The following is a 24,705-nucleotide window of genomic DNA, read 5'->3' on the forward strand; positions in this document are numbered from 1 at the left end:
TGATAGGCGTCCAGATATGGCGATGCGTGACTTCGTTCCGATACTGGCCGAGCCCGTCACCGAGCTTCCACCGGTAGGCGAATATGGCTTCGAAGCAAAGTGGGACGGGTTCCGCTGCATTCTGGAGCGCGCGGCTGACGGAACGGTGCACCTGCAGTCACGCCAGGGCACTGCGCTGACCATGGCGTTCAGTGACATCGCAGAGGCTGCACAACGCGACTTTCCCGAGGAGGTGCTGCTTGATGGCGAAGTCGTCATCTGACATGGCGGTCGACTGGACTTCGGCCGGCTGCAACGACGGCTGAACAGGAGGCCGGAAACGGTGCGCCGCGAAATCGCGCAGAGCCCGGCTCATTTTGTGGCCTTTGATCTTCTGCGTCGTGCCGGTGAAGACCTGACCGAACGCGCCTATAGGCAGCGCCGAGACGGGCTTGAGGCTCTCTTCGAGGAATGGCACCTGACGCCACCATGGACTCTGTGCCCTGTGACCTACGACCGGCAAGAGGCCAGGCGGTGGATGCAGGAGTGGGCTGCCGCGGGCATCGAAGGAATCGTCGCCAAAAACGTACGACAACCCTATAGACCCGGCGTCCGAGGCTGGATAAAGGTCCGCACCCGGCACACGACGGAAGCCATTACCGGCGCGATCACCGGGACGTTGGACTGCCCCGCCAGCGTTTTGCTCGCCCGGTGGGATGAGCGACAAAACTCGCGCTTCGTGGGCCGCAGCGCACCGCTCGCTCGTCAGCTCAGCCGGGAGATGGGAGCGCAGCTGTTGCCCGCTGCTGCTGGCCATCCCTGGCGCGGACGGGCCTTTTCTGCTGGCTGGGGCTCGCGTGAGACGTTGCGCGTCACGCTGGTCGCTCCGGAGCTGGTGGTGGAGGTCAGCGGGGATACGGCCGTTGACACGGGCCGGTGGCGCCACCCGGTGCGGGTACAGCGTCTGCGGCCGGATGTGAGCGCGTCGGACGTTGCGTTGTTCGGGTCGGGAAACGAACCTTCGGCCGGGTGAGCCCGGCCAGGCGGTGCTGGCCAGGTCCCGGTCCGTCTGCCCGGCCTGGCCCTCGGAGAGGCGGGACGAGAAGCGGCGCTTAGCGTGTCCGGAGGCGCGGGGTGTGGGGGGCTGGGGCGGGAGGGCGGGTGCCGATGCGGTGTGGTGGGTCCGTCGCGGTGAGCCGGTGGAGGGCAGCCGACAGGTGACTTGCCCATGACCGAGTTCGTGGGCGAGTTCTTCAAGGACCGTGACTGGGGTGTCCGGCGAGAGGCGAAAGCGCCAGGTGGGCCTGTCGATGCTGGTGCCGGCCCAGGCGGTCCAGCCCGGCAGTCTGTCGGCGGTCCGGGTGGTGCGGGCGTCGAAGCGCAGGCCGGCGCCGTCGCCGTTGGGCGGTGTCCACTGGATCCCCCAGGTGTAGCTCGTCTGCCGCCAGCCTGCCTTGAGCAAGGTGGAGGCCGCCTGGGCGAGGGCGGGTTCGGGGCCTGCGACCGGAGTGCGACCAGGCCCCGTGCTGGCGGTCCCGGGTCGGTGCGCATCCGGGGAGGTGAGGGTGTCGAGCAGGGTGCGGACGAGGGCTGCGGGCGTCCGGGCACTGGCGGTGGCGTGCCAGAGGCGGTCGCCGACGGGGGAGTCGTAGACGGCGAAGGCCCAGGCCGTGTCCTTGGGGGCGGCCTCGTGGGTGAACTGGGCGCGCCGGGTGAGCGATTCGTGGCTGGCGACGGTCGTGTTGTCGCACCAGGTGCGATATTTTTCCCAGTCGTGATGGGCGTCGAGAAAGTCGGCCAGCAGCGCTTCGTGGTCGCCGGCATCGGCGGCGTAGACGGGGACGGTCCGGGGCGTCGGCTGTAGCGCCGCGGTTTCCGCCTGCGGTTCGCGTGTGGGGGTCAGGACTTGCGCGGCTGCTTGTTCGGCGTCGGTGTCGGGCGCTGGCCCGTTCCATACGGCGGCGCCGTGCAGGCGCTCGAATTCTGTGATGGCTTCGGTCGGCCCGGTGTAGACCGTGGCGATTTGCCGCAGGTGGCCTTCCCCGTGCAGGTGGACGCCGCGGCCGTCGCGGTAGGTGCCGACGGCGACGATGGTCCAGCTGTCATGGGCGTGCAGGTGGATGGTCAGGCGCCCGGCGACGATGTCGTCGTGGATCTGCTGGGCCTGGTTGGAGACGTCACGGATCTCGTCGCGGTCCAGCCAGGGCAGGGGGTGGCCGGCCCAGTCCCACTCGGTGTCGATGTCTTCTTGGAGCGCGGGGGTGATGTCGACGGTGATGCCCGCCGTGCGCAGGGCCTGGGCGGCCTGCTGGGCGTAGTGGGGTTCTTCGTGGTCGATGCGGGCCAGGACCAGGCTGTGCTCCCCGGTGGGGCGGAAGCCGTGGACGCTCAGCAGGGCCCGGGCCGTGGTGGGGGAGGAGTCGGCGAGGGTGGCGGTGACGGCGGAGGTGTGGTGGGGGTGGCGGTCGAGGCGGACATGGGCGGCGGTGTCGGGCTGGGGCAAGGCACTCGCTTCCGGGCCCGGCCGGATACGGCGGTCCGGCCGGGCAGGTGGGCTATCGGGAGACGCGGGTGGTCGGGGAGGCAGCGGTGGCCCGCAGGCGCGGCCCGGCGCGGGGCACGGCCGGGGAGCGGGAGAGCGCGGCGGGGGTGTGGGTGGCGCGCTGCCAGCGGCTGCGCAGGGCGGTCAGGTCGGCCAGGGCGCGGCGGCTGCCGGTGGCGAGCTGGTGCGGGGTGTTGGCCGCATCGTCGGTGAACGCCCGGATGCGCAGGGCGGTGGTGTGGGCCTGGGTGAGCAGGGCGCGCCGCAGGATCTTCTCGCCCCAGTGTTCGGGGATGCCGACCGGGGTGGCGAGCAGATCGATCAGGTCGGCGGGGGTGAAGCCTGCGTGCAGCAGATGCTGGTGCTGGGCTTCCCACAGCACAGTGACCGCATCGACCGGTTCCCGGCGGTGGACCAGCGCGGTCAGGCACGCAAAGAGCTGCCCGTGCAGCGGCAGGACGAAATTCTCGGGCTGCAGCCAGCGCATCTCCCGCAGCCGGGAGGGCCGTGCTGTCGCACACGCCAGCAGCGCCCGTTCCTCCTCCAGCGCCTCCTCGCCCGCGGTGTTACGGGCGGGTGGGGGCTGCGGGGTGCGGGGAAGGGAGCCGGGGTGCGGGGCGAACCGGCCCGACAGTGTTTCCAGGAAGCTGGCCAGGGCGTCGCACTGGGCCAGGACGGTGGCGGCGGGGTCGGGCAGCGACGCATCGGTGGCGTTCTGGGTGAGGCGGTCGGCGTGCTCCCGCAGCATGCGGCGGGCGTGGTCGGCTTCGATCATGCGGGCGTAGGCCGCCGCGTGCCCGGGCCAGGGGCAGCGGTGGACGAGGGTGTGCAGGTAGGAGGCGGTCAGCCCGGGCGCCTGGGGCCGCGCCGCTTCGAGAACACGCCGCAACCAGACCGGGGCCTTACGGTGTTCGTCGGCGGCAGGTACGGCAGCGGTACGCATCGCCGTGAACAGGGCGCTGTGGGCGTGGTCGCCGAAGTGCTCCGAGGCCAGGTGATCGAGGTCGGCCAGGCGTGCGGGTTCAAGGAGGAGGGCGCCGAGCAGGGCCTGCTCGGCGTAGAGCACTGGGGCCGGAGGATGCGGGTTCGCCAGTCCGGTGTCCTCGTCGGGGTCGGGGACAGGGCCAGGGGGTGGTGGAGCATCAGGCGACCAGGGTGAAGTCGTCGGGGCCGAGGGGGCGGCCGAGGTGCGGGGCCAGCAGGTGGGCGGCGAGGCGGGGCGGGACGGCGTTGCCGATCTGGGAGAACTGCTGGCCCTTGTTGCCGGCCCACGGGTAGTCGGCGGGGAAGGTCTGCAGTACGCCCGCCTCCGGGGCGGTGATGCGGATCGCCTCCGGCGCGGGGGCGTCCTCGGCCGTTGCCGGATGGGCGGGGTCGGCGACCCAGACGCACTCATTGGCGCGGTGTCCGAAGAACAGCGTCCCGGCCGGCTCGTCGAGGGTGCGGACGGTGGCGTTGGCCTGGCTGTTGGTGCGCAGCGACCACGTCCTTGCGGGTGCGGTGCCGACCGGGCCGCCGGTGCGACGGGTGCGGGGCGGGGGCTGCCAGGTGCCGCGGTCGCGGGCATCGGCCAGCGTCTTGCGCGAACCGGACGGGAACGGTTCGGGGCCTCCGCCGGGGCCGCCCCCGGCGTACACGGTCGGTACCGGGCGGTCGGTGGCGCCCCAGCCGAGCGCTGCGGCCATGGACACCCACGGCGCACGGCCGGGCCCGAACAGGGTCTCCGGCTCACCGTGTTGTGCGTGGGTCGGCGGCGGGGGCTCGGCCGGGCGGGTACGGGAGGCGAGCAGGATCGCCCGCCGCCGCGTCTGGGGCACCCCGAAGTCGGCCGCGTTGAGAATCCCGCACCACACGGAAAACCCCCACGCGCGCAGGATGACCGCGTACTGCTTCCACAGCGGCAAGACGTCGGGGACCTCCTCCATGGCCACCCACTCCGGCTCGCCCACCGTGTTCAGCGCATGGAGGTAGCGCATCGGCTCGGCGGCCAGCAGCGACCGCACATCCCGGCAGGCACCGAGCAGCTTCTCACGGGTGTCGCGCCCGGCGGCCAGATCGGCGACAGCCTGGTGGACCAGCGGCTGGTCGAGCAGACCGAGCCGCTTGCCGGCCATCGACCACGCCTGACACGGCGGCGAAGCGATCACACCGGTGGTGCGGCCGAGGAACGGCCGCACCGGATAGCGGGCAACATCGGTGCGCAGCGTCAGCTGCCCGGCCGCGGCGCGGGTGCGGCAGGCCCACTCGTCCCACTCCAGCCCGATGTCCCGCACGCCGAGCAGCGACAGGGCGTAGGACCAGCCACCGTGCCCGGCGAACAAATCCAGGATCACGCGGCCAGCCCGAAGGCATCCTGCACCGGCTGCTCACCGCGGCAGGCCCACGGCGAGCAGCCGTCGGCCACGCCCTCCTCCAGCACGACGAGGGCGTTGCCGTCCGGGGCCTGGTCGCCCAGTTCGGCCTGGCGGGCGGCCCATTCGGCGGCGGTGACGTGGTCGATGGGCGCCTGGTCGAGCGGGACGCGGGAGCGGTGCAAGAACGCCTGGCCGAGCAGCCGGTTGCCGGAAGCATTGGCGCGGGCGTTGCCGCCGCGGATGGCCGCATCGAAGGCGACGACGTCGGCCCACTCGGCGGGGCTGTGGTCGCGGATGTGGCGCCACTGGGCGTTGCCGTGGAAGGGGCAGCCCAGACAGCTCGACTTCGGGGTGTCGGCCAGGCCGCGCTGTTTGAGGTAGCGCAGGCAGTCGGCGCGCGACCAGTCCAGCTCGATGAGCGGGTGCCGGTTGCGCATGTAGGCGACGTCGGCGTCCTTGGCCCGGTGGAACTCATCGGTGGAGATGCCGACCCACTGCTCGACGAACACGCCCTTGGGGATGCGCCGGGGATACGGGTAGCCCAGGAGGGCGCGGACCTGTTTCTTGATGGGTTTGATCTTGTATTCGCCGGTGCACTGCCGACGGGTCATCCCGGCCTTGCCGTCTTGGTTGAGGACGTGCAGCGGCATGGACGCGAACCGGTGGTCCGGGTTGAGCGCGTCGCTGCGGATGTTACCGGCCGAGACACGCAGGACGGGGATGCCCGCGGGTTCGGCTACCTCCTCTTCCAGGCGGTCGAGATGGTCGTAAACGGCTGCCGGCTCCCAGCCGGTGTCCGCGAAAATCGCGCAGTCGACGCGCGGCAGGATGCCTTCGGCGGACAGGGCGAGCAGAGCACTGGACTGAACACCGGCGCCAAGGGAGAGGGATCGGAAGGCGGGGGCTGCGGGGATGGGGCGTCCTTGCGGTGTACGGGGGCGGCACCCGCGGGCGGGCGGTCAGCGCCGGACGGGAGCGTCGCGGGGCGGGGCGGGCACCGGCGGGGAAGCGATGCGGCGGGGGCCTGCGGCGCGGCGAACGAAGGGCGCACGCTGTCGAGGCCGTCGGCCAGGTGGCGGGTGGTATCGGTGGCGTCGCGCAGCCACTCCCAGACGGGGGCGGGCAGTTGGCGCGCGTTGTCCCGGGCCCATTCGAGGATTTCGGCGGCGTTGCGTAGCTGCTCGGCGAGCTGGGCCAGCACCGCCTGCCGCTGGTCGCCGTCGCGTGCCGTGCCGAGGGCCTGCAGGAGTTCGTCGAGCGCCGTGGGCAGCGGCGAAGGTGCGGCCGGCAGGCCGTACAGCCGGGCGTGCAGGGACCGGGCCACGCCGGTGACCGGGCCGCCGGAGCCCCGGTAGCCGAAGCGGGGACCGGCCTGGCGCCGCACGCTGAAACTGGCGATCACATCGCGGGGCGCAGCGTCCGGGTGGATCTGGGCGGCGAGGGCGAGGGCGATGTCGTGCGGGGTGGGCGCATCGTCGGTAGGCGTGAGATCTCCCGGGGAGCAGGGGTTACAGAGAGCGGCTGGGGGTGGCTTGGGGCGCCGGGGCCGGGCGGGCGGCGGTGCGCGCGGGGGCCGGGGGCCGGCCGAAGGTGGCGGTCAGGTCGCGGCGGCCGTCGGCGCTCAGGTGCACCCGCTCGTCGTGCAGCCACAGCGGGCACTTCTCGCGGACGAGGAGGCCGCGGGCTTCCAGCGAGCGGAGAGTGGCGAGGGTGATGCTCCAGTCATCGCGGCGCAGGTACGGCTTGCCGTTGGCAACGGTCACTTCGCCGCGGGCCACCGCGCGCAGTGCGGCGTGCTGGGCGGGGGAAAAGCCGGGCGACTGCTGCGGGGGATCTCGCCCCGGCGGCGTCGTTCGGTGACGAAGAGTTCGGCGGCCGTCAGCGTGTCCTGGGGACCCAGGGCGGTCAGCTCCCGGACGAGGGTGAGGCGGCTGTTGGCCGTCTGCAGGGCCTGCTGATAGGTCAACAGGGGGCCATCGCCCTTGACGGGCACGCCGGCGCGGGCGTCGTCGAGGATGTCCTCGGCGTCCAGGAGGTGGCCGGCTGCGGCGGTGGCCAGGTGGGCGAGCTGCCGGACCCGCGCGTACACGGTGCGGATCTCCGGGCTGTGGTGCATCCGCTGGGCGTCGAAGCCCTCGACGATGTCCAGCGCCAGTCGGGCCAGGTCCTGGGTGGGGATGGCCTGCTGCGTCAGGGCGGTCGCGGGACTGAGACCGTCTAGCCGCAGGCGGGAAAGGTAGTCGTTGTGGCGGGCGAAGTCGCCCCCCAGGAGCAGGAGCTTTTCGGCCGGAGCGGTGGCGGTCATCGGCGGCGGGACGGTTCCGTTCGGTGTGGGGGGGCGTACCGGGCCGCCGCGTGAGCGTTGGCGTGGCGGCGGGGGCGTTCACAGACGACACCGGCGCCACGCGGACGGCTTGGCGGGGCGGCGGATACGGGCTGCCTTGGCGGCTCTGCTCGGCACGTCGCCTGGGCGGTCAGCGGGTGCGGCGCGGCCGGTCCGGAGCTGGGGCTGCGGGCGGTGTGGCCGTGGGGGCGCTTGTGCGGGCGGGGGCGGTGGGGATGTCGGCGGGTGTGCGGAAGCCGAGGCCGATGCGGGCGCCCAGGTTCTCCATGGACAGGGCGATCTCTGCCTGGACGACCGCGGCGAGCTGCCGTGTTTCCTGCGTGCCGGCGGGCAGGGAGTAGCCGTCCTGGGTGGGGGTGAAGCCGTGGTCGGCCAGGACGCGGCGGGCGGCGTCGGTGCGGGCGGTGGCGGTGACGCGCTCGCCGGAGACATCGAAGTGGACGTCTGGTTCCGGCAGCGGCTCGTCCGGGTTCCAGCGGGTGGTCCAGCTGAGGTCGGTCACGTCCCAGGTGTGCTGGAAGAGGAAGTGCATGGCTTCGCCGGTGCGGGTGTGGGCCTGCTCGCCGGCGTAGGCGGGCGGCAGCAGGTACAGCGGGCGGCCCGGGCCGCTGGGCTGGCGGGCGGTGAAGCCGTGGTCGGTCAGGATGCGCTGGGCCGCGGGGAGGGCCCGGTTGAGCAGGACGAAGGTGTGGCCGTCGTCGGTGGATCCGATGACGATGTCGTTGTGGTCGAGGAAGGCCATGGTCTCCGAAGGGGCAAAACGGTGGTCGGGTGCGGGGAGTTGCCGCCGTTGGCGGCGTCAGTGCCGGGGCGGGGGCGCCGGAGGTCAGGCGGCCGTGGTGAAGTCGGTCTGCGCGGGGGCGGCCTTGGCGACGGCGCGCTCGGTGATGGCCTTCGAGGCGCGGGCGGAGGCGGCGGACAGCTCCGTGGCGCCGGGCTCGGCGTACCAGGGGCGCAGGTCGAGCATGGCGGCGCGCATGCCGGTGGCGAAGCACAGGGCGGTGCCCTTGGCCAGGGCGCGGATGGCGTCGGCGGGCAGGATCCGCTCCTGGCGCATCGACACGGAGGTCGACTTCCCGGACTCGGAGGTGGAGGTGGACGTGGTCTGCACATCGTGCTCGCCGATCAGGCGGGAGAGTTTGTCGGCGAAGTCGGGGTCGTCGATGCCGGAGCCGATGACCTTCACGGTCGAGGCGGACCACATGGCGTCCATGCCCGCGTCCCCCCAGACTTTCTGGCCCTGCCGGTAGGACTGCAGGTGACAGATGAGAGGGTCAGGCGGGTGAGTGAGACGACGGTGAAGACCCTGCAATACCGCTCTGACGGGCCGGAAGACGCCCCGTGCCTGGTCTTGGGTGCTGCGCTTGGTACCACATGGCACATGTGGGACAGGCAGATACCCGAGCTGACCCGTCACTGGCGGGTCGTCCGGTTCGATCTGCCCGGGCACGGTGGGTCGCCCGCGTATCCGGCGTCCTCCGTCGCCGAGCTGGCCGACCGGCTGGTGGCGACGCTCGACGTGCTCGGTGTGGAGCGGTTCGGGTATGCGGGGTGTTCCATCGGTGGGGCGGTCGGGGCGCAGCTGGCGCTCACCCGGCCGCAGCGGGTCACCTCGCTCGCTCTGATCTCCTCGTCGCCGCGCTACGGCACCGCCGACTCCTGGCGGCAGCGCGGGGTGGTGATCCGTACGAACGGGCTGGACCCGATCGCCCGCACCTCGCCCGAGCGCTGGTTCACCCCCGGCTTCGCGGGGGCCCAGCAGGCGATCGTCGAGTGGGCCGTCCAGATGGTGCGTACCACCGATCCGGGCTGTTACATCGCGGCCTGTGAGGCGATGGCCTCTTTCGACGTCCGCTCCTCGCTCCAGCGGATCGGGGTGCCCACCCTCGTCGTCGTCGGTTCCGAGGACCAGGTGACGCCGACCACCGACGCCCGCTCCCTGGTGGCGGGCATTCCGGACGCGAGTCTCGCGCTGGTTCCCGGTACGTCCCATCTGGCGCCCGTCGAGCAGCCCGCCGCCGTCACCGAGCTGCTCATCCGGCACTTCACGGCCGCCTGGCACGACAAGCCGGGCGGCACGACGCAGACGGCGATCGGTGCTGCCGCGCCCAAGCCGGTGCTGGGGCCCGCGGCCCCGCCCGCGCCGGTGGTGCCCGCGGCCATCGAGTCCGGTCCGGCCCAGCCGGAGGCGGTTCGGGGCGGTGCGTACGAGCAGGGTGTCAAGGTACGCCGCGAGGTGCTCGGTGACGCGCACGTGGACCGGGTGGAGGCCGACACGGACGACTTCACCGGGGACTTCCAGGAGTTCGTCACCCGGTACGCGTGGGGCGAGATGTGGACGCGCGGAGGGCTGGACCGGCGGACCCGCAGCATCGTCACACTCACCGCGCTGGTCGCCGGCGGCCATCAGGACGAACTGGTGCTGCACACTCGCGCCGCGCTGCGCAACGGGCTCACCCCCACGGAGATCAAGGAAGTACTCATGCACACCGCGGTGTACTGCGGTGTGCCGGCGGCCAATGCGGCTTTCGCCGTGGCGCAGCGCGTCATACGGGAGGAGACCACGCCGGAAGGGTGAGGAGGGGGAGGTGAGTCGGTGAGGGGTGTCCCCCAAGGGCCCGCCGGGCACTCGCGCGGCAAGATGGGGGTATGGAACTCACGAAGAAGACGCATGCCTGTGTCCGGCTGGAGAAGGACGGGCAGGTGCTCGTCATCGATCCCGGTGTCTTCAGCGAGCGCGACGCGGCGGTCGGCGCCGACGCGATCCTGATCACGCACGAGCACATGGACCACTTCGACGAGGAGCGGCTGCGCGCGGGCATGGAGGCCAACCGGGGGCCGAGATCTGGACGCTGGCCAGTGTGGCCGAGCAGATTTCCGCGGCCTTCCCGGGGCGGGTGCACACGGTCGGTGAGGGGGACGCGTTCACCGCGGCCGGCTTCGACATCGAGGTGCACGGGCAGCTGCACGCCGTCATCCACCCGGACATTCCGAGGGTGACGAATGTCGGCTACCTGATCACCACCGAGGACGACGGCGCGACCGTCTTCCACCCGGGTGACGCGCTCACCGTCCCCCAGGGCCGTACGGTGGACACGCTGCTGCTGCCGGTGCACGCGCCGTGGAACAAGGTGTCCGAGGTGATCGACTACGTCCGCGAGGTCCGGCCGCGCCGCGCCATCGACGTGCACGACAGCTTGCTCCAGGACCACGCCCGTCCCGTGTACGACGGCCTGATCGACAAGCTCGGCGGTGCCGATCACGCCCGCCTCACCCCCGGTGACCACACCGGTTTGAACTGACTGTCGGACCCCCGCTGTAGGTTACGGACATGCGCATCGCGACCTGGAACGTCAATTCGATCACCGCCCGCCTTCCGAGGCTGCTGGCCTGGCTGGAGAGCACCGGCACGGACGTGCTGTGCGTCCAGGAGACCAAGTGCTCGGCCGAACAGTTCCCGTACGACCAGCTGCGCGAGCTGGGCTACGAGGCCGCCGTCAACGCCACCGGCCGGTGGAACGGGGTCGCGCTGCTGTCGAAGGTCGGCCTGGAGGACGTGACCTCCGGGCTGGCCGGCGGCCCGGACTACGAAGGGGCGCAGGAGCCCCGCGCCGTCTCCGCGACCTGCGGCCCGGCCCGCGTCTGGTCGGTGTACGTGCCCAACGGCCGCGAGATCGACCACGCGCACTTCGCGTACAAGCTCCAGTGGTTCGACGCCCTGAAGGCGGCTGTCGCCGAGGACGCGGCGGGCCCCCGGCCCTTCGCGGTCCTCGGCGACTTCAACGTCGCGCCCACCGACGACGACGTCTGGGACACCACCGTCTTCGAGGGCATGACGCATGTGACGCCCGCGGAGCGCGCCGCCCTGGCCGCGCTGCGGGAGGCCGGCCTGTCGGACGTGGTGCCGCGCCCCCTGAAGTACGACAAGCCGTTCACCTACTGGGACTACCGCCAGCTCTGCTTCCCGAAGAACAAGGGCATGCGCATCGATCTGGTGTACGGCAACGAGCCGTTCGCCAAGGCCGTCTCGGACGCCTATGTCGACCGGGAGGAGCGCAAGGGCAAGGGGGCGTCGGACCACGCTCCGGTGGTGGTGGATCTGGAGGTCTGAGCCGGATGGAGGGGCGGGGAGCCCGGGCATGCGGGTATGCGGGTCCGGGTCAGGGCGTGCCGGGCACGAGTGCGCGCAGGTCCACCGACTCCCCGAGTGCCCGCAGCCCCGCGTCGCCGGGGTGCAGGTGGTCGCCGCTGTCGTACGCGGGCAGCAGCCGCTGCGGGCGTCGCGGGTCGCGGAGCACCGCGTCGAAGTCCAGTACCGCGTCGAAGTCGAGTACGGCGTCGGAGTCGGTGTCGCGTGCCCGGAGGGCGGCGTTCACGGCGGTGCGTCGCGTCTCGACCGCCGCCGTGCAGTCCGGGAAGCCCTCGCACGGCGCGAGGGTCGCGGCCACCACCCGCAACCCGTGCTCGTGCGCGCGCCGGGCGAGGGACCGCAGCCCCGCCACGACCTCGTGCGCCGGAGTGCCGTGGCGTACGTCGTTGACGCCCTCGAAGATGACGACCGTACGGACCGAGGGCCGCGCCAGTACGTCCCGCTCCAGCCGGTGCTGTGCGCTGACCCCGCTGACGTCGGTGCTCACGCCGTCACCCGGATAGCGGTCGGTGACGACCCGGTTCCCCGAGATGCCGCTGTTGACCACGCCGTAGCGCGGGAGCGCGTGCTGGGCCCGGAAGCGGCGGGCCAGCACGTCCGGCCAGCGCCGGTTGGAGCCCGCCGTCGAGCCCTGGCCGTCGGTGATGGAGTCCCCGAGTGCCACGACCGTGCCCGGGCCGCCCGCGGCCTCCACCCCGGTCAGGAACGGCCAGCCGGTCAGCGTGCCGGGATACGCCGCGCCGCCGCTGTCCCCCGTACGGTCGCCGGATCCCGGTGCGCTCACGTACGAGACCTGTTCGGACCGTCCGTGCATCGGTGCTGTCGTCACCGTGCCCGGCAGATACAGGCTGACCAGCAGGTTCCGGTCCGCGGGCACGGTCAGGCGGAGCGGATCGCTGTACGCCTCGGCGCCGGCCGGGACCCGTACGCCGCGCTGCCCGCCGAACGTCAGCGGTACGGGTTCGCGGGCGGCTGACGCGCCGCCGCCCGCGCCCTGGACGGCCACGCTCGCCGCCCCGAAGCGCACCGGCGCCGCCGCGAAGGTGTTCGCCAGCCGGACCCGTACCCGCGCCCCGCCCGTGCCGCTGTGCACGACCAGCCGCAGCGTCCGGCCGCCCCACGGGCCGGCCTTCGCGTACCCGCCCGTACTCGCTCCCCAACTACCCGTCCACCCGGCGCCGTTGTCGCGCACCGCCACCGCGAACACGTGCAGATCCGCGCCCGGTCCCGGGTCGCGGGGCAGTACGACGGCGGCCGTCTCACGCCCGCGCACCACCGGCACGCTCACCGCGTACAGCCGCGCCGGCTCCGCCCGTTGGCCGCCCGGCGTGTTGATGTGCGGCAGCGTCACCGCCTTGGTGGCCGACGGGCCCGTACGCCAGTCCGGCGCGCTCAGCCGGTACGTGCTGCGCGACCCGTCCCGGTAGCGGACCGTGCCGGTACCGGTCACCGTGCCACCCGTCGCGGCCACCAGCAGCGACACCGCGTCGCCGCGCCCGCGCAGCCGTACGGTCTGGCCGTCGGCCCGTACGTTGTCGGGCCGGCCCGGCGCGGTCCGCGGCCACCGCAGCCGGGCCGCGTCGAGAGTCAGCACCCGGCCCGGCGTCCAGCCCGCCGTGGCGAGGTCCCGCGCGGACAGGGAATTGCCCGCGCCGTCGAAGTCGGCCGAGGCCGGGGCGGACGGCTCGCTGATGGCCCTGTTGTCGAAAAGACGCTCCAACGGGGCTGACCCGTCGGGTCGTTGAGGCGGCGCTGCCGGGGCGGCCGTGGCGCTCAGGGTGAGGGCGAGGGCCGGGGCGAGGGCTCCGCCCCACAGTCGTACGCGCATACGGCTTCCTTCCGCGGGTAGCGGCGGGTACGGCCCTGGCCGGAACCGGTGGCCGGGCCGGTGATCCGGTCACCGGCCTGCCGCGCGCCTGTGGCCACCGTCCCGGCCCGGGTGGGACGCTACGCCCATGAACATGTCTTTCCTGGACAAGTGGCGCAAGCGGCCGGAAGTGGGCCCTGCTGTCGTGGACGACCCCGAAGGCGCGGCGATGCTCCTGGCGGAGTGCGAGCTGCTGCGTGCCCAGGCCCAGACCGAGGGCGTCGAACTGGACGACTCGGTGCGCTCGTTGGAGGCGCTGGACCAGCTGCGGCCGGCGTGGCGCGACGACCCCGAGGTGGTGACCTGGCTCGGCAACGACGCGGGCTGCTACCTGGGCACGGTGCTGGTACGGACAGTGCCCGGCGCGGCCTGGAAGGTGTGGCCCGGCGGTGAGCCGGTGGTGCGGCTGGCGTCCGGCCGCGAGGTGGACGTGGTGGCGGCGGGCCGGGAGTGGGCGGCAAACGGCGCGCCCGAACTGTGCCAGCTCTACGCGGAGGTCGCCGAGAGCTGACCGCCGAGCGGGGGAGCGGCGGTCCGGTCAGACGAACCCGATGTCGTACGCGAGGCGCCAGCGGTCGGCCCGTACGACGATGTCCGAGGTCTCGACGGCCCGCCCGTCCGCGTCGTAATGGGTGCGCTCCACGGCCGTCACGCACTGCCCGGGGGAGCATCCCAGCGCCTCCGCCTCGGCACTGGAAGCAGGCCGGGAGCCCACGCGCTCCTCGGCGCGCACCACCCGGATCCCGATGGCGGCCATGCGCCCCCGTACCCCGCGCCGGGCGTAGGGCCCGCATTCCGGGAAGACGACGTCCGTGCCCTCGGTGATGGCGAGCGGTTCCCAGCTCGTGGCGAGTTGCACGGGCTGCCGGTTGGCCAGGTATTCGTACACCGACCGGACGACGCCGGTTCCCGGCACGATGCACAGGCGTCGGGCGACCCGGTCGGACGCCGCGTCCGTCGTCGAGGACACCTCCCAGGTCAACGGTGTGCCCTCGGGGGTACCCTCCAGGGCGATCCGGGCGGCGAACGGGGAGTCCACGGCGCCCGTGGAGCGCAGCAGCGTCCCGATCGGCGCCCGGTCGGCGACGAACACCCCCGTCCGAACTGGCCTTCCGCGTAGCCGGCGGCCTTCAGGACGCGGACCGCGCGGTCCACGGTCTGGTCGCTGGCCTCGTACGCCCGCTTGAGCTCGGACCGGGACGGGATCCGCGCGCCGACGGGCAGGGCCCCGTCGTCGATCTGACGGCGGAGGTCGTCGGCGATGCGCTGGAAGACGGGTCGGTTGTCACCCATGCCCCACAGGCTAGGTACGCAGGCAGGGACTGTGTACCTAGGGGAGAGGCGTGGGGGAAGGCGTCGGGAGAGGCGCCCGCCGAGGGGTCGGGAAGGCGCCCGCCGAGGGGCCGGGACGGGAGCGTGCCGCGGTCCGGGGCGGTGCCGTGGTGCCGGGCGCGCGTGGGCACTTTCCCTGGTAATCAGGGGTTATCGCGGCATTCGTGCGTGTCAGGGGAAAAGTCATGCTTTCGGGCAGGTAGTTTGCGGGGTCTTGCGGTGTCCTGGCTGTACGGATGAGAGTGAGCAGGCTGCACATGGCCGGTGATGCGCTGATCGAGCTGCGCGGGGTCAACAAGCACTACGGAAAGCTGCATGTCCTCCAGGACATCGACCTCACCGTCGGCCGCGGCGAGGTGGTGGTCGTCATCGGGCCCTCCGGGTCCGGCAAGTCCACCCTGTGCCGCACCATCAACCGCCTCGAACCGATCGAGTCCGGCACCATCACCCTGGACGGCCACCCGCTCCCCGAGGAGGGGCGTGAACTGGCCGGACTGCGTGCCGAAGTCGGCATGGTCTTCCAGTCCTTCAACCTGTTCGCGCACAAGAGTGTGCTGGCCAACGTGATGCTCGCGCCGGTCAAGGTCCGTAAGCGCAAGAAGGAGGAGGCCGAGCGGCGGGCCCGCCAACTCCTGGACCGGGTGGGCCTGGCCGCGCACGCCGACAAGTACCCGGCGCAGCTGTCCGGCGGCCAGCAGCAGCGCGTGGCCATCGCCCGCGCGCTGGCCATGGAACCGCAGGCGCTGCTCTTCGACGAGCCGACCTCCGCCCTCGACCCGGAGATGATCAATGAGGTGCTGGAGGTCATGCAGCAGCTGGCGCAGGAGGGCATGACGATGGTCGTCGTCACCCATGAGATGGGTTTCGCGCGCTCCGCCGCCAATCGGGTGGTCTTCATGGCGGACGGCCGGATCGTCGAGGACCGCACGCCGGAGGAGTTCTTCACCGCGCCGGAGAGCGACCGCGCCAAGGACTTCCTCTCCAAGATCCTCAAGCACTGACCGGGGGCGCCGCCATGCACCAGACCCGTACCGCCCTCGTGGCGCTCGCGCTGACCGCCGCCCTGCTGGCCGCCGGCTGCGGCAAGTCCGGCAGCCCGCCGGTCAAGGGCCCCAAGGGCAGCGAACTGCCCCGCTATGCGACTGCCGAGGGCTTCCGACTGCCCGCCTCCGCGACCTGGCGCAAGGCGCAAAGCCGCGGCCGGCTGGTCGTCGGCGTCAAGGAGGACCAGCCGTACATGGGCGAGCGCGACCCGGCCTCCGGGACGTACACCGGCTTCGACGTCGAGATCGCGAAGATGATGTCCGCCTCCCTCGGCTTCGACCCGAAGACGGTCGAGTTCCGGACCATCGCCTCCGCCAACCGCGAGACCGCCCTGCAGAACGGCCAGATCGACTACTACGTCGGCACCTACACCATCAACGCCAAGCGCAAGCAGCAGGTGGGCTTCGCCGGCCCGTACTACATGGCGGGCCAGGGCCTGCTGGTGCGCAAGGACCAGAAGGGCGTCGACGGGCCGCGCGACCTGGCGGGCAGGAAGGTCTGCTCGGCGGCCGGTTCCACGCCGTACCAGCGCATCAAGGCCGACTACCCCCGGGCCGGCCTGGTCGCCTACGACACGTACTCGGTGTGCGTGGACAACCTGCTCACGTACCAGGTGGACGCCGTGACGACAGACGACGCGATCCTCATGGGCTACGCCGCCAAGGTGCCCGACGAGCTGAAGCTGGCCGGCCGGCCGTTCTCCGAGGAGCCGTACGGCATCGGCGTGCCGCGCGGGGACACCGCGCTGCGCCTCGCGCTGGACGACGCGCTCGCCGCCCACGAGAAGAACGGCGACTGGAAGAAGGCGTACGACGCGACGCTGGGCCTGTCCGGCGTCCCCGCTCCGCAGCCGCCCGCCATCGACCGCTACCCGGCGAGCTGAGGACGAGGACCGCCCATGAACGTGCTCACGGACAACTTCTCCCTCTACGGGGAAGGGCTGCTCGGCACCGTCGAACTGACCGTCCTCGCCTCGCTGCTGGCGCTGGTCGCCGGGGTATTGATGGCGGCCTTCCGGGTGGCGCCGGTCGGTTCGCTGCGGGTGTTCGGCACCGTGTGGGTGATGGTGCTGCGCAACACCCCGCTGACCCTGCTGTTCTTCGCGGTGCTGCTCGGGCTGCCGCGCTTCGGCGTCGTCCTGCCCTTCAAGGTCTTCGCCGTTCTCGCGCTGGGCTGCTACACCTCCGCCTTCATCTGCGAGGCGGTACGCTCCGGCATCAACACCGTCCCGGTCGGGCAGGGCGAGGCGGCCCGCAGCCTCGGCATGACCTTCTCGCAGACCCTGGGCGACGTGGTGCTGCCCCAGGCGTTCCGTACCGTCATCCCGCCCGTCGGCTCCACGCTCATCGCGCTCGCCAAGAACTCCGCGATCGCCGGATCGTTCAGCGTCGTCGAACTCCTCGGCACCTACAAGACGCTCAACGAGCTGGGCTACAGCATCATCTGGACCTTCGTCTGGATCGCCGTCGGCTACCTGATCGTGACCCTGACCATCAGCGCGCTGTTCAACGTGCTGGAAAAGCGCTGGGGGTTCCCCGATGACCGCCACCACCGCCCTCTACGACGTCCCCGGACCGCACACCAAGCGCCGGCACCGGCTCTACGGGGCGGCGGCGACGGTGGTGATCCTCGCCGTCCTCGCCTGGGCCGGGTACCTGCTGGTCGACACCGGCCAGTTCAGTTCCCGCAAGTGGACGCCGTTCGCGTACGTGGGCATCCAGAAGCTGCTGCTCGAAGGGCTGGGCAACACGCTCAAGGCGTTCGCGATCGCCGCCGTGCTCTCGCTCGTGCTGGGCGCGGTGCTGGCCGCCGGGCGGCTCTCGGACCATGCGCCGGTCCGGTGGGTGAGCACGCTGCTGGTGGAGTTCTTCCGGGCGATGCCCGTACTGGTCATGATCTTCTTCGTGTACGTGGCGCTGAAGGCCGAGCCGCTGTACGCGCTGATCGCGGGGCTGACGCTGTACAACGGGTCGGTGCTGGCCGAGGTGTTCCGGGCCGGGGTGCACTCCGTCGACCGGGGGCAGCGGGAGGCCGCGTACGCGCTGGGCATGCGCAAGACGCAGGTCATGACGTACGTCCTGGTGCCGCAGGCGGTCCGGGCCATGCTGCCCACGATCATCAGCCAGCTCGTCGTCGCCCTGAAGGACACCTCGCTCGGTTTCCTGATCACCTACGAGGAGTTCCTGCACGCCGGCAAGCTGATCGCCTCCAACCTCGACTACGACCTGCCCTTCATCCCGGTCGTCATGATCGTCTCGCCGATCTACATCGGCCTGTGCATGCTGCTGTCGTGGTGCGCGTACCGGGTCGCGAAGTGGCAGCGCAAGAGCCTGAAGACGGACGCGGTGGACGTCAGCGCGCCGGAGCCGGGGACGCTGCTGCCGGGGGCGCAGCAGCAGCGCTGATCCCGGGTACGGTTCTCAGTCGCGCAGCAGTACTGCCCCCCCGGGCCCGGTCCTCAGTCGCGCACCGGCACCGACACCCACGACGGATCGTTCGCGGGGGAGGAGAAGGTGAGCTTCGCGCCGGACGGGTTGTGCTCGATGTACAGCGGGTCGACGGAGTCCACCACCACGGCCAGCCGGTGGCCCGCCGGGACGTCGTACGCCGTCGAGAACAGCTCCAGGTCCACGCCGAACGGCTTGTCCGGTGCCTTGTCGTGGAAGGTGAACGGCGCGTGCGAGACCAGTTTGCCGAGGCCGAGCGGCCCCACGTCGTACAGGTAGGCGATGCCGGTGCCGCTCTCCGCGGTGCTGGTGACGGTGGTGTGCAGCTTGGCCGTACCGCGTACGTGCTGCGCCGAGGTGTACCGCTCGGACTGCCACACGGCGGCGGCCGAGCGCGGCAGCAGCGGGATCGAGGCCATCGGCGGCAGCCGGAAGAACTGGTCCAGGAGGCTGGAGAGGAAGATCGTGCCGCCGTTGGCGCCGGAGTCGCGGTTGGTGCGGATCCGCTGCGTGCCGTTCAGCGCGATCCTCCGGTTCCCCGAGGGCACGTCCTTCCAGCTCTTGTACCCCTCGTAGGCGCCGGTGGAGCGGGACTTCAGCTGTACGGGCGCCTCGCGGTCGACGCCGTTGTCGGCGCCCTTGAGGTAGTGGTCGAACCAGCGCTTGGTGTGGTCCCAGGTGTCGTTCGGCAGGCCGAGCAGGCCCAGGCCCTCGGCGGTGGCGTGGTCGCCGGGCCGGAACTCCAGCCGCTTGGGTCCCTTGAGCTTCTCGTAGAAGTCGGCGTACTGGTTGGGCGGGAAGAGCGAGTCGCCCCAGGCGTTGCCCAGCATGATCGCCGCGCCATTGGCGTTGATCTTGTCGAGGTAGGTGACCGGGGACCGCTTCGCGCCCCACTTGATCATGTCGCCTTCCTTGGCCAGGTCGGAGGCCAGGAAGTTCTTCAGGATGGTCGTCAGCTCCGGGCTGGGCCGCCCGGTGAGCGCGCCGGCGCCGCCCAGCAGGGCGGCCGCCTGCTGATGCTGGGTGCGGCCGCTGTAGATCGAGTCGATCAGGTCGGCCCAGCCGCTCAGCGCCGCGACGGCCTTGACGCGCTTGTCGAAGGCCGAGGCCAACAGGCTGATCCCGGCGCCGTACGACACCCCGCCCATACCCACCTTCGCCGGGTCGGCCGCGGTGTGGGCCAGCGCCCAGTCGATGACCTTGGAGGCGTCGGCGATGTCCGGAGGGCCGGCCGTCTCGATCTGCCCGCCCGACTGCCAGAAACCGCGCGAGTTGTAGCCCACCACCACGTATCCGGCGTCGGCGAGCTTCTTGGCCTGCACGACGTACTCGATCTGCGGCATGGCCCAGCTGGTGGGCAGCACGATCAGCGGATAGCGGCGGCCGGGCACGGCGTCGCCCGGGGTGAAGACGTTGGCCTTCAGGGTGATACCGCCGTCGCCCTCGATGTCGACGAACTTCACGTCGGGGAACTTCGCCGCGAGTTGCTGCTGCGTGGCGACGCCGGAGGCCGGGGCGCTCGTGGCGGGGGCGGGCGGAGCGGGGGTGGCGGAGTTCGCCAGGGGGCGCCCGCGAGGGTGGTGGTGGCGAGCACGGCGGCCGAGACGGTGCCGACGGTGGTGCGCAGCGTGGTGCGGGAGGGCGACATCAACTGCTCCTAGTGCTTCAAGAGTGAAGTACTGGAGAGTAAGGTGCGCTTCTTACCGCTGGTAACCCGTCGGTAGGTTACGGATGGGTAACGTCCGGACGGGCGGGCCGGGGGCGCGCCCGGTGGCGGGCCGGCGCCGCGCCCGCTTCCCGGTACGGCACCGCGCCCGGCCGGTGGGCCGGGCGCGCGCCCTGGTCAGAGACCCAGGTCGGGGCCGAACACCTCGTAGTGGATGTCCGCGGCGGCCACGCCCGCCGCGAGCAGCTGGCCGCGGGCCTCCTTCATGAAGGGCACCGGGCCGCAGAGGTAGGCGACGGCGCCTTCCGGGACGTCGATCCGGCTCAGGTCGATCCGCCCCTCGTGCCGGGTGACGGTGTCGTCGCCCTGTTCCGCGTCGGCCTCCGGCTGCTCGTACCAGGCGTCGGCGGTCGCGTTCGGCAGCTTCTCGGTGAGCTGCCGCAGCTCGGTACGGAAGGCGTGGGCGGCCGGGGTGCGGTCGGCGTGGACGGAGGCGACACGGCGGCCGGAGCCGTCGGCGGCGAGCCGGGACAGGATGCCGATCATGGGGGTGCAGCCGATACCGGCCGAGACGAGCAGCAGCGGGCGGTCGCTCTCCTCCGGCACCACGTCGCCGAACGGGGCGCTGACGCGCAGGACGTCGCCGGTGTGCACCTGGGCGTGCAGGTGGTTGGAGACCTCGCCCGCCGGGGAGCCGGACGCGTCACCGGTCACGCGCTTCACGGAGAACTGGAGGCCGCCGTCCGGCTCTCCGGACAGGCTGTACTGCCGTATCTGCCGGGCGCCGTCGGCGAGCCGCACCTGTACGGAGACGTACTGGCCGGGCCGGGAGGCCGGGACGGGGGTGCCGTCCACCGGCTGGACGACGAAGGTCACCACGTCCTCGGTCTCCTGGAAGCGGCCGACGACGCGGTACTCCCGCCAGACGTCGCCGTCCGGCGTGCCCGCCTCCGCGTACAGGCGCTTCTCGGCGGCGATGAGGGCGTTCGCCATCAGCCAGTACACCTCGTCCCAGGCTGCCGCGACCTCCTCGGTGACGGCCTCGCCCAGGACCTCCACGATGGCCGCGAACAGGTGCTCGTGCACGATCGGGTACTGGTCGGGGCGGACGCCGAGCGAGGCGTGCTTGTGCGCGATGCGCTCCAGCATCGCGTCGGGGCGCTCGTCCGGGTGCTCCACCAGGTACGTCGCGAAGGTGGCGATGGAGCTGGCCAGGGCCTGGCGCTGGCTGCCGTTGGCCTGGTTGCCGCGGTTGAACAGGTCGCGCAGCAGCTCGGGGTGGGCGGCGAACATCTTGTCGTAGAAGAGCGGGGTGATCTCACCGATGGCCGCGCCGACCGCGGGAAGGGTGGCGCGGACGGTTTCGGCGGACGTGGACGACAGCATCGGGTGCTCCGGTTCTTGTTCTTGGAAGGTGCTGAGGGGTCGGCCGGCTGGTGCGGGCGCCGTGGCGCCGAGGCGTCGCGGTGCCGTGGCGTCGTGCGGCGAAGCGAATAAGTTGCATCTCAGATTCGTATTTCGTCGCCAAGCGTAGGAGCCGGGGTGGGGGTGTGCGTAGGGCCGTTCAGCCCTCCGGGCGGGGAGACAGGCTGAGCAGCAGAGGGCCGGTCGGGGTGCCCACCAGGTCCTCGATGGACAGTGGATCGAGCGCGGCGAAGAACGCTTCCTGTGCGGTACGCAGGGCGCCGCGCAGCCGGCAGGCCGCGCGCAGCGGGCACGGCGGATCGTCCTCGCACCCCACCACGTCGCCGACGCCCTCCAGTTCGCGCACCAGGCGCCCCAGGGAGCCGGTACGGCCCTTCCGGGTCAGGGACAGGCCCCCGTTGCGTCCGCGCCGGGCCTCCACGACGCCCAGGTGCTGGAGTCTGCTCACCACCTTGGCGGCGTGCGTGTACGGGACCTGGACGGCGCCCGCCACCTCGCGGGTGGTCGGCGCGTCGCCCCGGTCGTCGAGGACCGCCAGCCGCATGGCGATGCGGAGCGCGATGTCGGTGCTCTTCGTCAGTCGCACGAGTACACCGTACTGAATTGGATTTTCAGATACCAATTCGGGGTGCGGTGGACGGGGCGGGCGAGACCGGGCATGTCGCACGGGAACGGGTGAGCCGGTCGTACCGGGCACGTCGCGAGACCGGGTGAGCCGGTCGTACCGGACAGGCCGGGCGCGCCGGGCGACCGGCCGCGAAGACGGGCGGCCCCGCGCCTGTCCCGCCGCGCCGGGCAGCAGTACGGTCGGACCGAAGGGCATCCACGGGCCACCCTCCGGCCACCGGGATGCGGTGCCGGAAGCGGCCCGGAACCACCGCGCCTGGAGGCCGCCATGCTCCCGACCCGCACCCTGCTCGACAGCATCACCACCAAGGCCCGGCTCGGCACCGACGTGCTGGCCCCGGCCACCGACGCCCTCGCCGAGTGCGAGAAGGCCGTCCTCGTCTGCGCGACGGGCATGCTCGCATCCGACGACGCCGACCGGATGCGGGAAGCGGTCCGCGCCGACCTGGACTGCCACGACGTCGTCGGCGCCACCCTGCGGCTGCTGCTCAGGGAAGGCGGCGGCGAGACCCGGCTGCTGGCCGCGCAGCTCGACGCGTGCGCGATCGCCTGCGAACGCAGCAACGAGCTGTGCCGGGCGCACGCCGGCCGCCACGAGCACTGCCGCCTGTGCACCCAGGCCACGACCCGCGCGATCGACGCCTGCCGCGGTGTGCGGGAGGCACTGCGGCCGTAACCCGTCCGGCCGGGCCGGGGCGGAGCCGCGCCCCCGGCCCGCTACTTCCCGCGCCGTTCGCGCCACTCCCGTACGACGCTCTCCACGTCGTACGGCTCCAGGTTGAGCGGCGGGCCGGGCGGCGGCTGCCGGACCGCTTCCTGGATCTTGGTGTTGATCTCGCCGGTGATGCGCCGCACGGCCCGCTCGGAGGGGGCCCGCGCCGCGGCCTCCCGGGCGTCCTCGGCCTCCTTGCGCAGCGCGAGGGTGGGCGGCAGGAAGGAGAGGTTTTCCCGGCTCATCTTCTCCTTGACCCACCACAGGGCGTCGTACGGCTCGTCGAGGCCGGTCAGCGGCTTGCCGAAGCCGGGCAGACCGGCGAAGTCGCCGCGCTCCGCGGCCTCGCGGATCTGCCGGTCGGTCCAGGTCTCGAAGCTGACGCCGGGGGGCTTGCGCTCGGTCGTCACGGGACTCCCTGGGGTGGGGAATGCGGCCGGTCACCCTCGGCCCCGGGGCGCGGGGGTCGTTGGTACAGGAGTACCACAGGGGTGTGCCCCGGGTGCGGCCGGCCGCGGCTGCCCGGGCCGGGACGAGGGGCGTCGTGCGGCGGGCGGCTGCCGGTTGTGTAGAACGGTCTGTGCGCGGGGGCGAACCGGAGGAAAGGGCGTGACCGATGGCCGCAGTCGGCGAGTGGTGGCGGGCCGTGGAGACGGAGCGGGGGCGCGTGCGCGGCGTGCCGGAACCGGTGGCGGAGGGCGGAGCGGCCCCGGGGCGGCGGACGGCGGGCGCCGGGACCGGGAGTCCGGCGGACGTGCCGCCGGTGACCGCCTTCCGCGGCATTCCGTACGCGGCGTCGCCGGTCGGCCCGCTGCGCTTCGCACCGCCGAGCCCGCACGAGGGCTGGGCCGGCGTGCGGGAGGCGGTACGCCCCGGGCCCGCCGTGCCGCAGGGCCCGTCCCGGCTGGAGCGGGTCATGGGGACCCGTACGCCCGACTGGAGCGAGGACGGCTGTCTGACCCTCAACGTCTGGAGCCCCGCCGGGCCGTCGGGTGCGGGACGGCCCGTGCTGGTGTGGTTCCACGGCGGCGGGTTCACCAGCGGTTCCGGCGGCTGGGACTGGTACGACGGCGCCCGACTCGCGGCGCTCGGTGACCTCGTCGTGGTCACGGCCAACTACCGTCTCGGACCGCTCGGCTGGCTCCACCTGCCCGAGGCGGGCGTGACCGGCCTCGGGCTCCAGGACCAGGCCGCGGCACTGCGCTGGGTGCACGGGAACATCGCGACCTTCGGTGGCGACCCCGCCCGTGTCACCGTCGGCGGCCAGTCGGCGGGCGCGTACACGGCCCTGGCTCTCGCGGTCGCCCCGGAGACCCGCGGGCTGATGCGCCGGGTCGTCGCGCAGAGCGGCCCGTGGGGCCTGGAACCTCAGGACCCGGCCGAAGCCGCCGGGATCACGGCGGACTACCTGCGTCTGCTGGGGTTGCCGGACAAGGCGGCCGTGCCCGGCAACGAGGACGCCGCCCTGCGGGAGTTGCGCGCCCTGCCGGTGGAGCGGCTGCTCGCCGCGTACGCCCGGCTGGCGGCGGACCGCGCGCGCCCGGGCCGCCTCGCACCGCCCATGTACCCGGTCCTCGGCGGCATCGGGCTGCCGGTCCCGCCCGTGCGGGCCGTGGCGGAAGGCGCCCTGGGCTCCACCGAGTTGCTGATCGGCACGGTGCGGGACGAGATGACCGCGTTCCTGGCCTTCGACGCCGGGGCCCGGTCGTTCACCCGGGACGACGTCCTGCGGCTCCTGCGCGAGGACGCCTGCGGCGACTCCGGCGCGGCGGCCGTCGCCTACGACGACCTGGCGCGCCTGCGACCGGACGCGTCCCCCGTGGACCTGCTGGCCGAGGCGGCCACCGGCTGGATGTTCCGGGACGGCGCGACCGCCATCGCGGAGCGGCGCGCCGCGCAGGGAACGCCCGCGTACGTCTACCGCTTCGACCGGACCCCGGACGGTGACGACGGCACGCTCGGCGCCACCCACTGCGCGGAACTTCCGTTCCTCTTCGGCACGTTCGACGCGTACCCCGAAAGCCCGATGCTGGGACGCGCCGGTGCCGAGGACCGCCGCCTGGCGCAGGCGTTCGGCGGCGCGCTCGCCGCCTTCGCGGCCACCGGCACGCCCAACGGGCCGGGGCTCGCCGACTGGCAGCCGTACCGCGGCGGGCCGGCGCCCGAGGTGATGTACTTCGGCTGACTCGCCCCGAGGGTCCGTGCGGCACGGGGAC

The 24,705-nt window shown here is 72.5% G+C and carries 21 protein-coding genes and 6 pseudogenes; 11 read left to right on the forward strand and 16 right to left on the reverse strand.

Features of this window, described 5'->3' with window-relative positions:
* Positions 1-22 precede the first annotated feature (22 nt).
* Positions 23-1,012, forward strand: a pseudogene (locus ACEXOX_RS38485) (ATP-dependent DNA ligase).
* Positions 1,013-1,540: 528 nt separating this feature from the next.
* Here the strand turns inward: ACEXOX_RS38485 and ACEXOX_RS38490 are convergent.
* From ACEXOX_RS38490 to ACEXOX_RS38530, 9 genes and pseudogenes are all read right to left on the reverse strand, one after another.
* Positions 1,541-2,482 (reverse strand): annotated as a pseudogene (locus ACEXOX_RS38490) (DUF317 domain-containing protein); the annotation flags it as partial.
* 52 nt (positions 2,483-2,534) lie between these two features.
* On the reverse strand, positions 2,535-3,587 hold the full coding sequence (locus ACEXOX_RS38495; protein ID WP_406525394.1) for a DnaB-like helicase N-terminal domain-containing protein: 1,053 nt from the start codon (positions 3,585-3,587) through the stop codon (positions 2,535-2,537).
* Between the two features lie 76 nt (positions 3,588-3,663).
* Complete coding sequence (locus tag ACEXOX_RS38500) at positions 3,664-4,854, reverse strand: DNA cytosine methyltransferase (protein WP_406525395.1); 1,191 nt, start codon at positions 4,852-4,854, stop codon at positions 3,664-3,666.
* Positions 4,851-5,729 (reverse strand): hypothetical protein, encoded by an 879-nt coding sequence (locus tag ACEXOX_RS38505; protein WP_406526604.1) that lies wholly within the window; start codon positions 5,727-5,729, stop codon positions 4,851-4,853. The genes ACEXOX_RS38500 and ACEXOX_RS38505 overlap by 4 nt, the downstream gene beginning before the upstream one ends.
* Positions 5,612-6,277, reverse strand: coding sequence for a hypothetical protein (locus tag ACEXOX_RS38510; protein WP_406525396.1), 666 nt, complete (start codon positions 6,275-6,277; stop codon positions 5,612-5,614). Before ACEXOX_RS38510 ends, ACEXOX_RS38505 begins: the two co-directional genes overlap by 118 nt.
* A gap of 106 nt (positions 6,278-6,383) precedes the next feature.
* Positions 6,384-6,638 (reverse strand): hypothetical protein, encoded by a 255-nt coding sequence (locus tag ACEXOX_RS38515; RefSeq protein WP_406525397.1) that lies wholly within the window; start codon positions 6,636-6,638, stop codon positions 6,384-6,386.
* Positions 6,635-7,180 carry a hypothetical protein gene (locus ACEXOX_RS38520; RefSeq protein ID WP_406525398.1) on the reverse strand — a complete coding sequence of 182 codons (546 nt, stop codon included), beginning with the start codon at positions 7,178-7,180 and terminating at the stop codon, positions 6,635-6,637. The genes ACEXOX_RS38515 and ACEXOX_RS38520 overlap by 4 nt, the downstream gene beginning before the upstream one ends.
* Before the next feature lie 169 nt (positions 7,181-7,349).
* Positions 7,350-7,961 carry a hypothetical protein gene (locus ACEXOX_RS38525; protein ID WP_406525399.1) on the reverse strand — a complete coding sequence of 204 codons (612 nt, stop codon included), beginning with the start codon at positions 7,959-7,961 and terminating at the stop codon, positions 7,350-7,352.
* Positions 7,962-8,045: 84 nt separating this feature from the next.
* Positions 8,046-8,477, reverse strand: a pseudogene (locus tag ACEXOX_RS38530) (TraM recognition domain-containing protein); the annotation flags it as partial.
* Between the two features lie 24 nt (positions 8,478-8,501).
* Between ACEXOX_RS38530 and pcaC the strand changes: the two are divergent.
* The 3 genes and pseudogenes from pcaC (at position 8,502) to ACEXOX_RS38545 (ending at position 11,330) form a co-directional block, all read left to right on the forward strand.
* Positions 8,502-9,797 carry a 4-carboxymuconolactone decarboxylase gene (gene pcaC, locus ACEXOX_RS38535; RefSeq protein WP_406525400.1) on the forward strand — a complete coding sequence of 432 codons (1,296 nt, stop codon included), beginning with the start codon at positions 8,502-8,504 and terminating at the stop codon, positions 9,795-9,797.
* 71 nt (positions 9,798-9,868) lie between these two features.
* Positions 9,869-10,521 (forward strand): annotated as a pseudogene (locus ACEXOX_RS38540) (MBL fold metallo-hydrolase).
* 29 nt (positions 10,522-10,550) lie between these two features.
* Positions 10,551-11,330: an exodeoxyribonuclease III gene (locus ACEXOX_RS38545; protein WP_030018736.1), complete on the forward strand. Its 780-nt coding sequence runs from the start codon at positions 10,551-10,553 to the stop codon at positions 11,328-11,330.
* A gap of 49 nt (positions 11,331-11,379) precedes the next feature.
* Here the strand turns inward: ACEXOX_RS38545 and ACEXOX_RS38550 are convergent, their stop codons facing one another.
* Positions 11,380-13,197, reverse strand: coding sequence for an SGNH/GDSL hydrolase family protein (locus ACEXOX_RS38550; RefSeq protein WP_406525401.1), 1,818 nt, complete (start codon positions 13,195-13,197; stop codon positions 11,380-11,382).
* Between the two features lie 127 nt (positions 13,198-13,324).
* Between ACEXOX_RS38550 and ACEXOX_RS38555 the strand changes: the two genes are divergently transcribed.
* Positions 13,325-13,747 carry a DUF6278 family protein gene (locus ACEXOX_RS38555; protein ID WP_406525402.1) on the forward strand — a complete coding sequence of 141 codons (423 nt, stop codon included), beginning with the start codon at positions 13,325-13,327 and terminating at the stop codon, positions 13,745-13,747.
* 27 nt (positions 13,748-13,774) lie between these two features.
* Here ACEXOX_RS38555 and ACEXOX_RS38560 read toward each other — a convergent pair whose 3' ends face one another.
* Positions 13,775-14,329 carry a GntR family transcriptional regulator gene (locus tag ACEXOX_RS38560; RefSeq protein ID WP_406525403.1) on the reverse strand — a complete coding sequence of 185 codons (555 nt, stop codon included), beginning with the start codon at positions 14,327-14,329 and terminating at the stop codon, positions 13,775-13,777.
* Complete coding sequence (locus tag ACEXOX_RS38565; protein WP_406525404.1) at positions 14,215-14,529, reverse strand: GntR family transcriptional regulator; 315 nt, start codon at positions 14,527-14,529, stop codon at positions 14,215-14,217. Before ACEXOX_RS38565 ends, ACEXOX_RS38560 begins: the two co-directional genes overlap by 115 nt.
* Positions 14,530-14,825: 296 nt before the next feature.
* On the opposite strand from ACEXOX_RS38565, the gene ACEXOX_RS38570 reads away from it, so the two are divergent.
* From ACEXOX_RS38570 to ACEXOX_RS38585, 4 genes and pseudogenes are all read left to right on the forward strand, one after another.
* Positions 14,826-15,569 (forward strand): amino acid ABC transporter ATP-binding protein, encoded by a 744-nt coding sequence (locus ACEXOX_RS38570; RefSeq protein WP_030018740.1) that lies wholly within the window; start codon positions 14,826-14,828, stop codon positions 15,567-15,569.
* Positions 15,570-15,583: 14 nt separating this feature from the next.
* Positions 15,584-16,495 carry a glutamate ABC transporter substrate-binding protein gene (locus tag ACEXOX_RS38575; protein ID WP_406525405.1) on the forward strand — a complete coding sequence of 304 codons (912 nt, stop codon included), beginning with the start codon at positions 15,584-15,586 and terminating at the stop codon, positions 16,493-16,495.
* 15 nt (positions 16,496-16,510) lie between these two features.
* Positions 16,511-17,143 (forward strand): annotated as a pseudogene (locus ACEXOX_RS38580) (amino acid ABC transporter permease); the annotation flags it as partial.
* Between the two features lie 7 nt (positions 17,144-17,150).
* Positions 17,151-18,017, forward strand: coding sequence for an amino acid ABC transporter permease (locus tag ACEXOX_RS38585; RefSeq protein ID WP_406525406.1), 867 nt, complete (start codon positions 17,151-17,153; stop codon positions 18,015-18,017).
* A 53-nt stretch (positions 18,018-18,070) separates the two neighbouring features.
* Here the strand turns inward: ACEXOX_RS38585 and ACEXOX_RS38590 are convergent.
* The 3 genes and pseudogenes from ACEXOX_RS38590 to ACEXOX_RS38600 all read right to left on the reverse strand — a co-directional run bounded on the left by ACEXOX_RS38590 (position 18,071) and on the right by ACEXOX_RS38600 (position 21,736).
* Positions 18,071-19,707 (reverse strand): annotated as a pseudogene (locus ACEXOX_RS38590) (alpha/beta fold hydrolase).
* Between the two features lie 195 nt (positions 19,708-19,902).
* On the reverse strand, positions 19,903-21,111 hold the full coding sequence (locus tag ACEXOX_RS38595) for a globin domain-containing protein (protein ID WP_406525407.1): 1,209 nt from the start codon (positions 21,109-21,111) through the stop codon (positions 19,903-19,905).
* 178 nt (positions 21,112-21,289) lie between these two features.
* Positions 21,290-21,736 (reverse strand): Rrf2 family transcriptional regulator, encoded by a 447-nt coding sequence (locus ACEXOX_RS38600; RefSeq protein ID WP_030018747.1) that lies wholly within the window; start codon positions 21,734-21,736, stop codon positions 21,290-21,292.
* A 309-nt stretch (positions 21,737-22,045) separates the two neighbouring features.
* On the opposite strand from ACEXOX_RS38600, the gene ACEXOX_RS38605 reads away from it, so the two are divergent.
* Positions 22,046-22,453 (forward strand): hypothetical protein, encoded by a 408-nt coding sequence (locus ACEXOX_RS38605; RefSeq protein ID WP_406525408.1) that lies wholly within the window; start codon positions 22,046-22,048, stop codon positions 22,451-22,453.
* Positions 22,454-22,494: 41 nt separating this feature from the next.
* On the opposite strand, the gene ACEXOX_RS38610 is transcribed toward ACEXOX_RS38605, so the two are convergent.
* Complete coding sequence (locus ACEXOX_RS38610) at positions 22,495-22,899, reverse strand: DUF1992 domain-containing protein (RefSeq protein WP_406525409.1); 405 nt, start codon at positions 22,897-22,899, stop codon at positions 22,495-22,497.
* A gap of 206 nt (positions 22,900-23,105) precedes the next feature.
* On the opposite strand from ACEXOX_RS38610, the gene ACEXOX_RS38615 reads away from it, so the two are divergent.
* The gene (locus ACEXOX_RS38615; protein ID WP_406525410.1) at positions 23,106-24,674 is read left to right on the forward strand and encodes a carboxylesterase/lipase family protein; all 1,569 of its coding nucleotides are present in this window, start codon (positions 23,106-23,108) and stop codon (positions 24,672-24,674) included.
* The last annotated feature ends 31 nt before the right edge of the window (positions 24,675-24,705 follow it).

The organism is Streptomyces sp. Ac-502, assembly GCF_045222935.1.
GTDB lineage: Bacteria > Actinomycetota > Actinomycetes > Streptomycetales > Streptomycetaceae > Streptomyces > Streptomyces monomycini.

Excerpts from the sequence above, each read along its gene's own strand:
- ACEXOX_RS38605 (WP_406525408.1), top strand. The coding sequence starts at position 22,046 with ATGCTCCCGACCCGCACCCTGCTCGACAGCATCACCACCAAGGCCCGG.
- ACEXOX_RS38615 (WP_406525410.1), top strand. The coding sequence starts at position 23,106 with ATGGCCGCAGTCGGCGAGTGGTGGCGGGCCGTGGAGACGGAGCGGGGG.
- ACEXOX_RS38555 (WP_406525402.1), top strand. The coding sequence starts at position 13,325 with ATGAACATGTCTTTCCTGGACAAGTGGCGCAAGCGGCCGGAAGTGGGC.
- ACEXOX_RS38585 (WP_406525406.1), top strand. The coding sequence starts at position 17,151 with ATGACCGCCACCACCGCCCTCTACGACGTCCCCGGACCGCACACCAAG.
- ACEXOX_RS38575 (WP_406525405.1), top strand. The coding sequence starts at position 15,584 with ATGCACCAGACCCGTACCGCCCTCGTGGCGCTCGCGCTGACCGCCGCC.
- ACEXOX_RS38565 (WP_406525404.1), bottom strand. The coding sequence starts at position 14,529 with ATGGGTGACAACCGACCCGTCTTCCAGCGCATCGCCGACGACCTCCGC.
- ACEXOX_RS38595 (WP_406525407.1), bottom strand. The coding sequence starts at position 21,111 with ATGCTGTCGTCCACGTCCGCCGAAACCGTCCGCGCCACCCTTCCCGCG.
- ACEXOX_RS38520 (WP_406525398.1), bottom strand. The coding sequence starts at position 7,180 with ATGACCGCCACCGCTCCGGCCGAAAAGCTCCTGCTCCTGGGGGGCGAC.
- ACEXOX_RS38545 (WP_030018736.1), top strand. The coding sequence starts at position 10,551 with ATGCGCATCGCGACCTGGAACGTCAATTCGATCACCGCCCGCCTTCCG.
- ACEXOX_RS38570 (WP_030018740.1), top strand. The coding sequence starts at position 14,826 with ATGGCCGGTGATGCGCTGATCGAGCTGCGCGGGGTCAACAAGCACTAC.
- ACEXOX_RS38550 (WP_406525401.1), bottom strand. The coding sequence starts at position 13,197 with ATGCGCGTACGACTGTGGGGCGGAGCCCTCGCCCCGGCCCTCGCCCTC.
- ACEXOX_RS38525 (WP_406525399.1), bottom strand. The coding sequence starts at position 7,961 with ATGGCCTTCCTCGACCACAACGACATCGTCATCGGATCCACCGACGAC.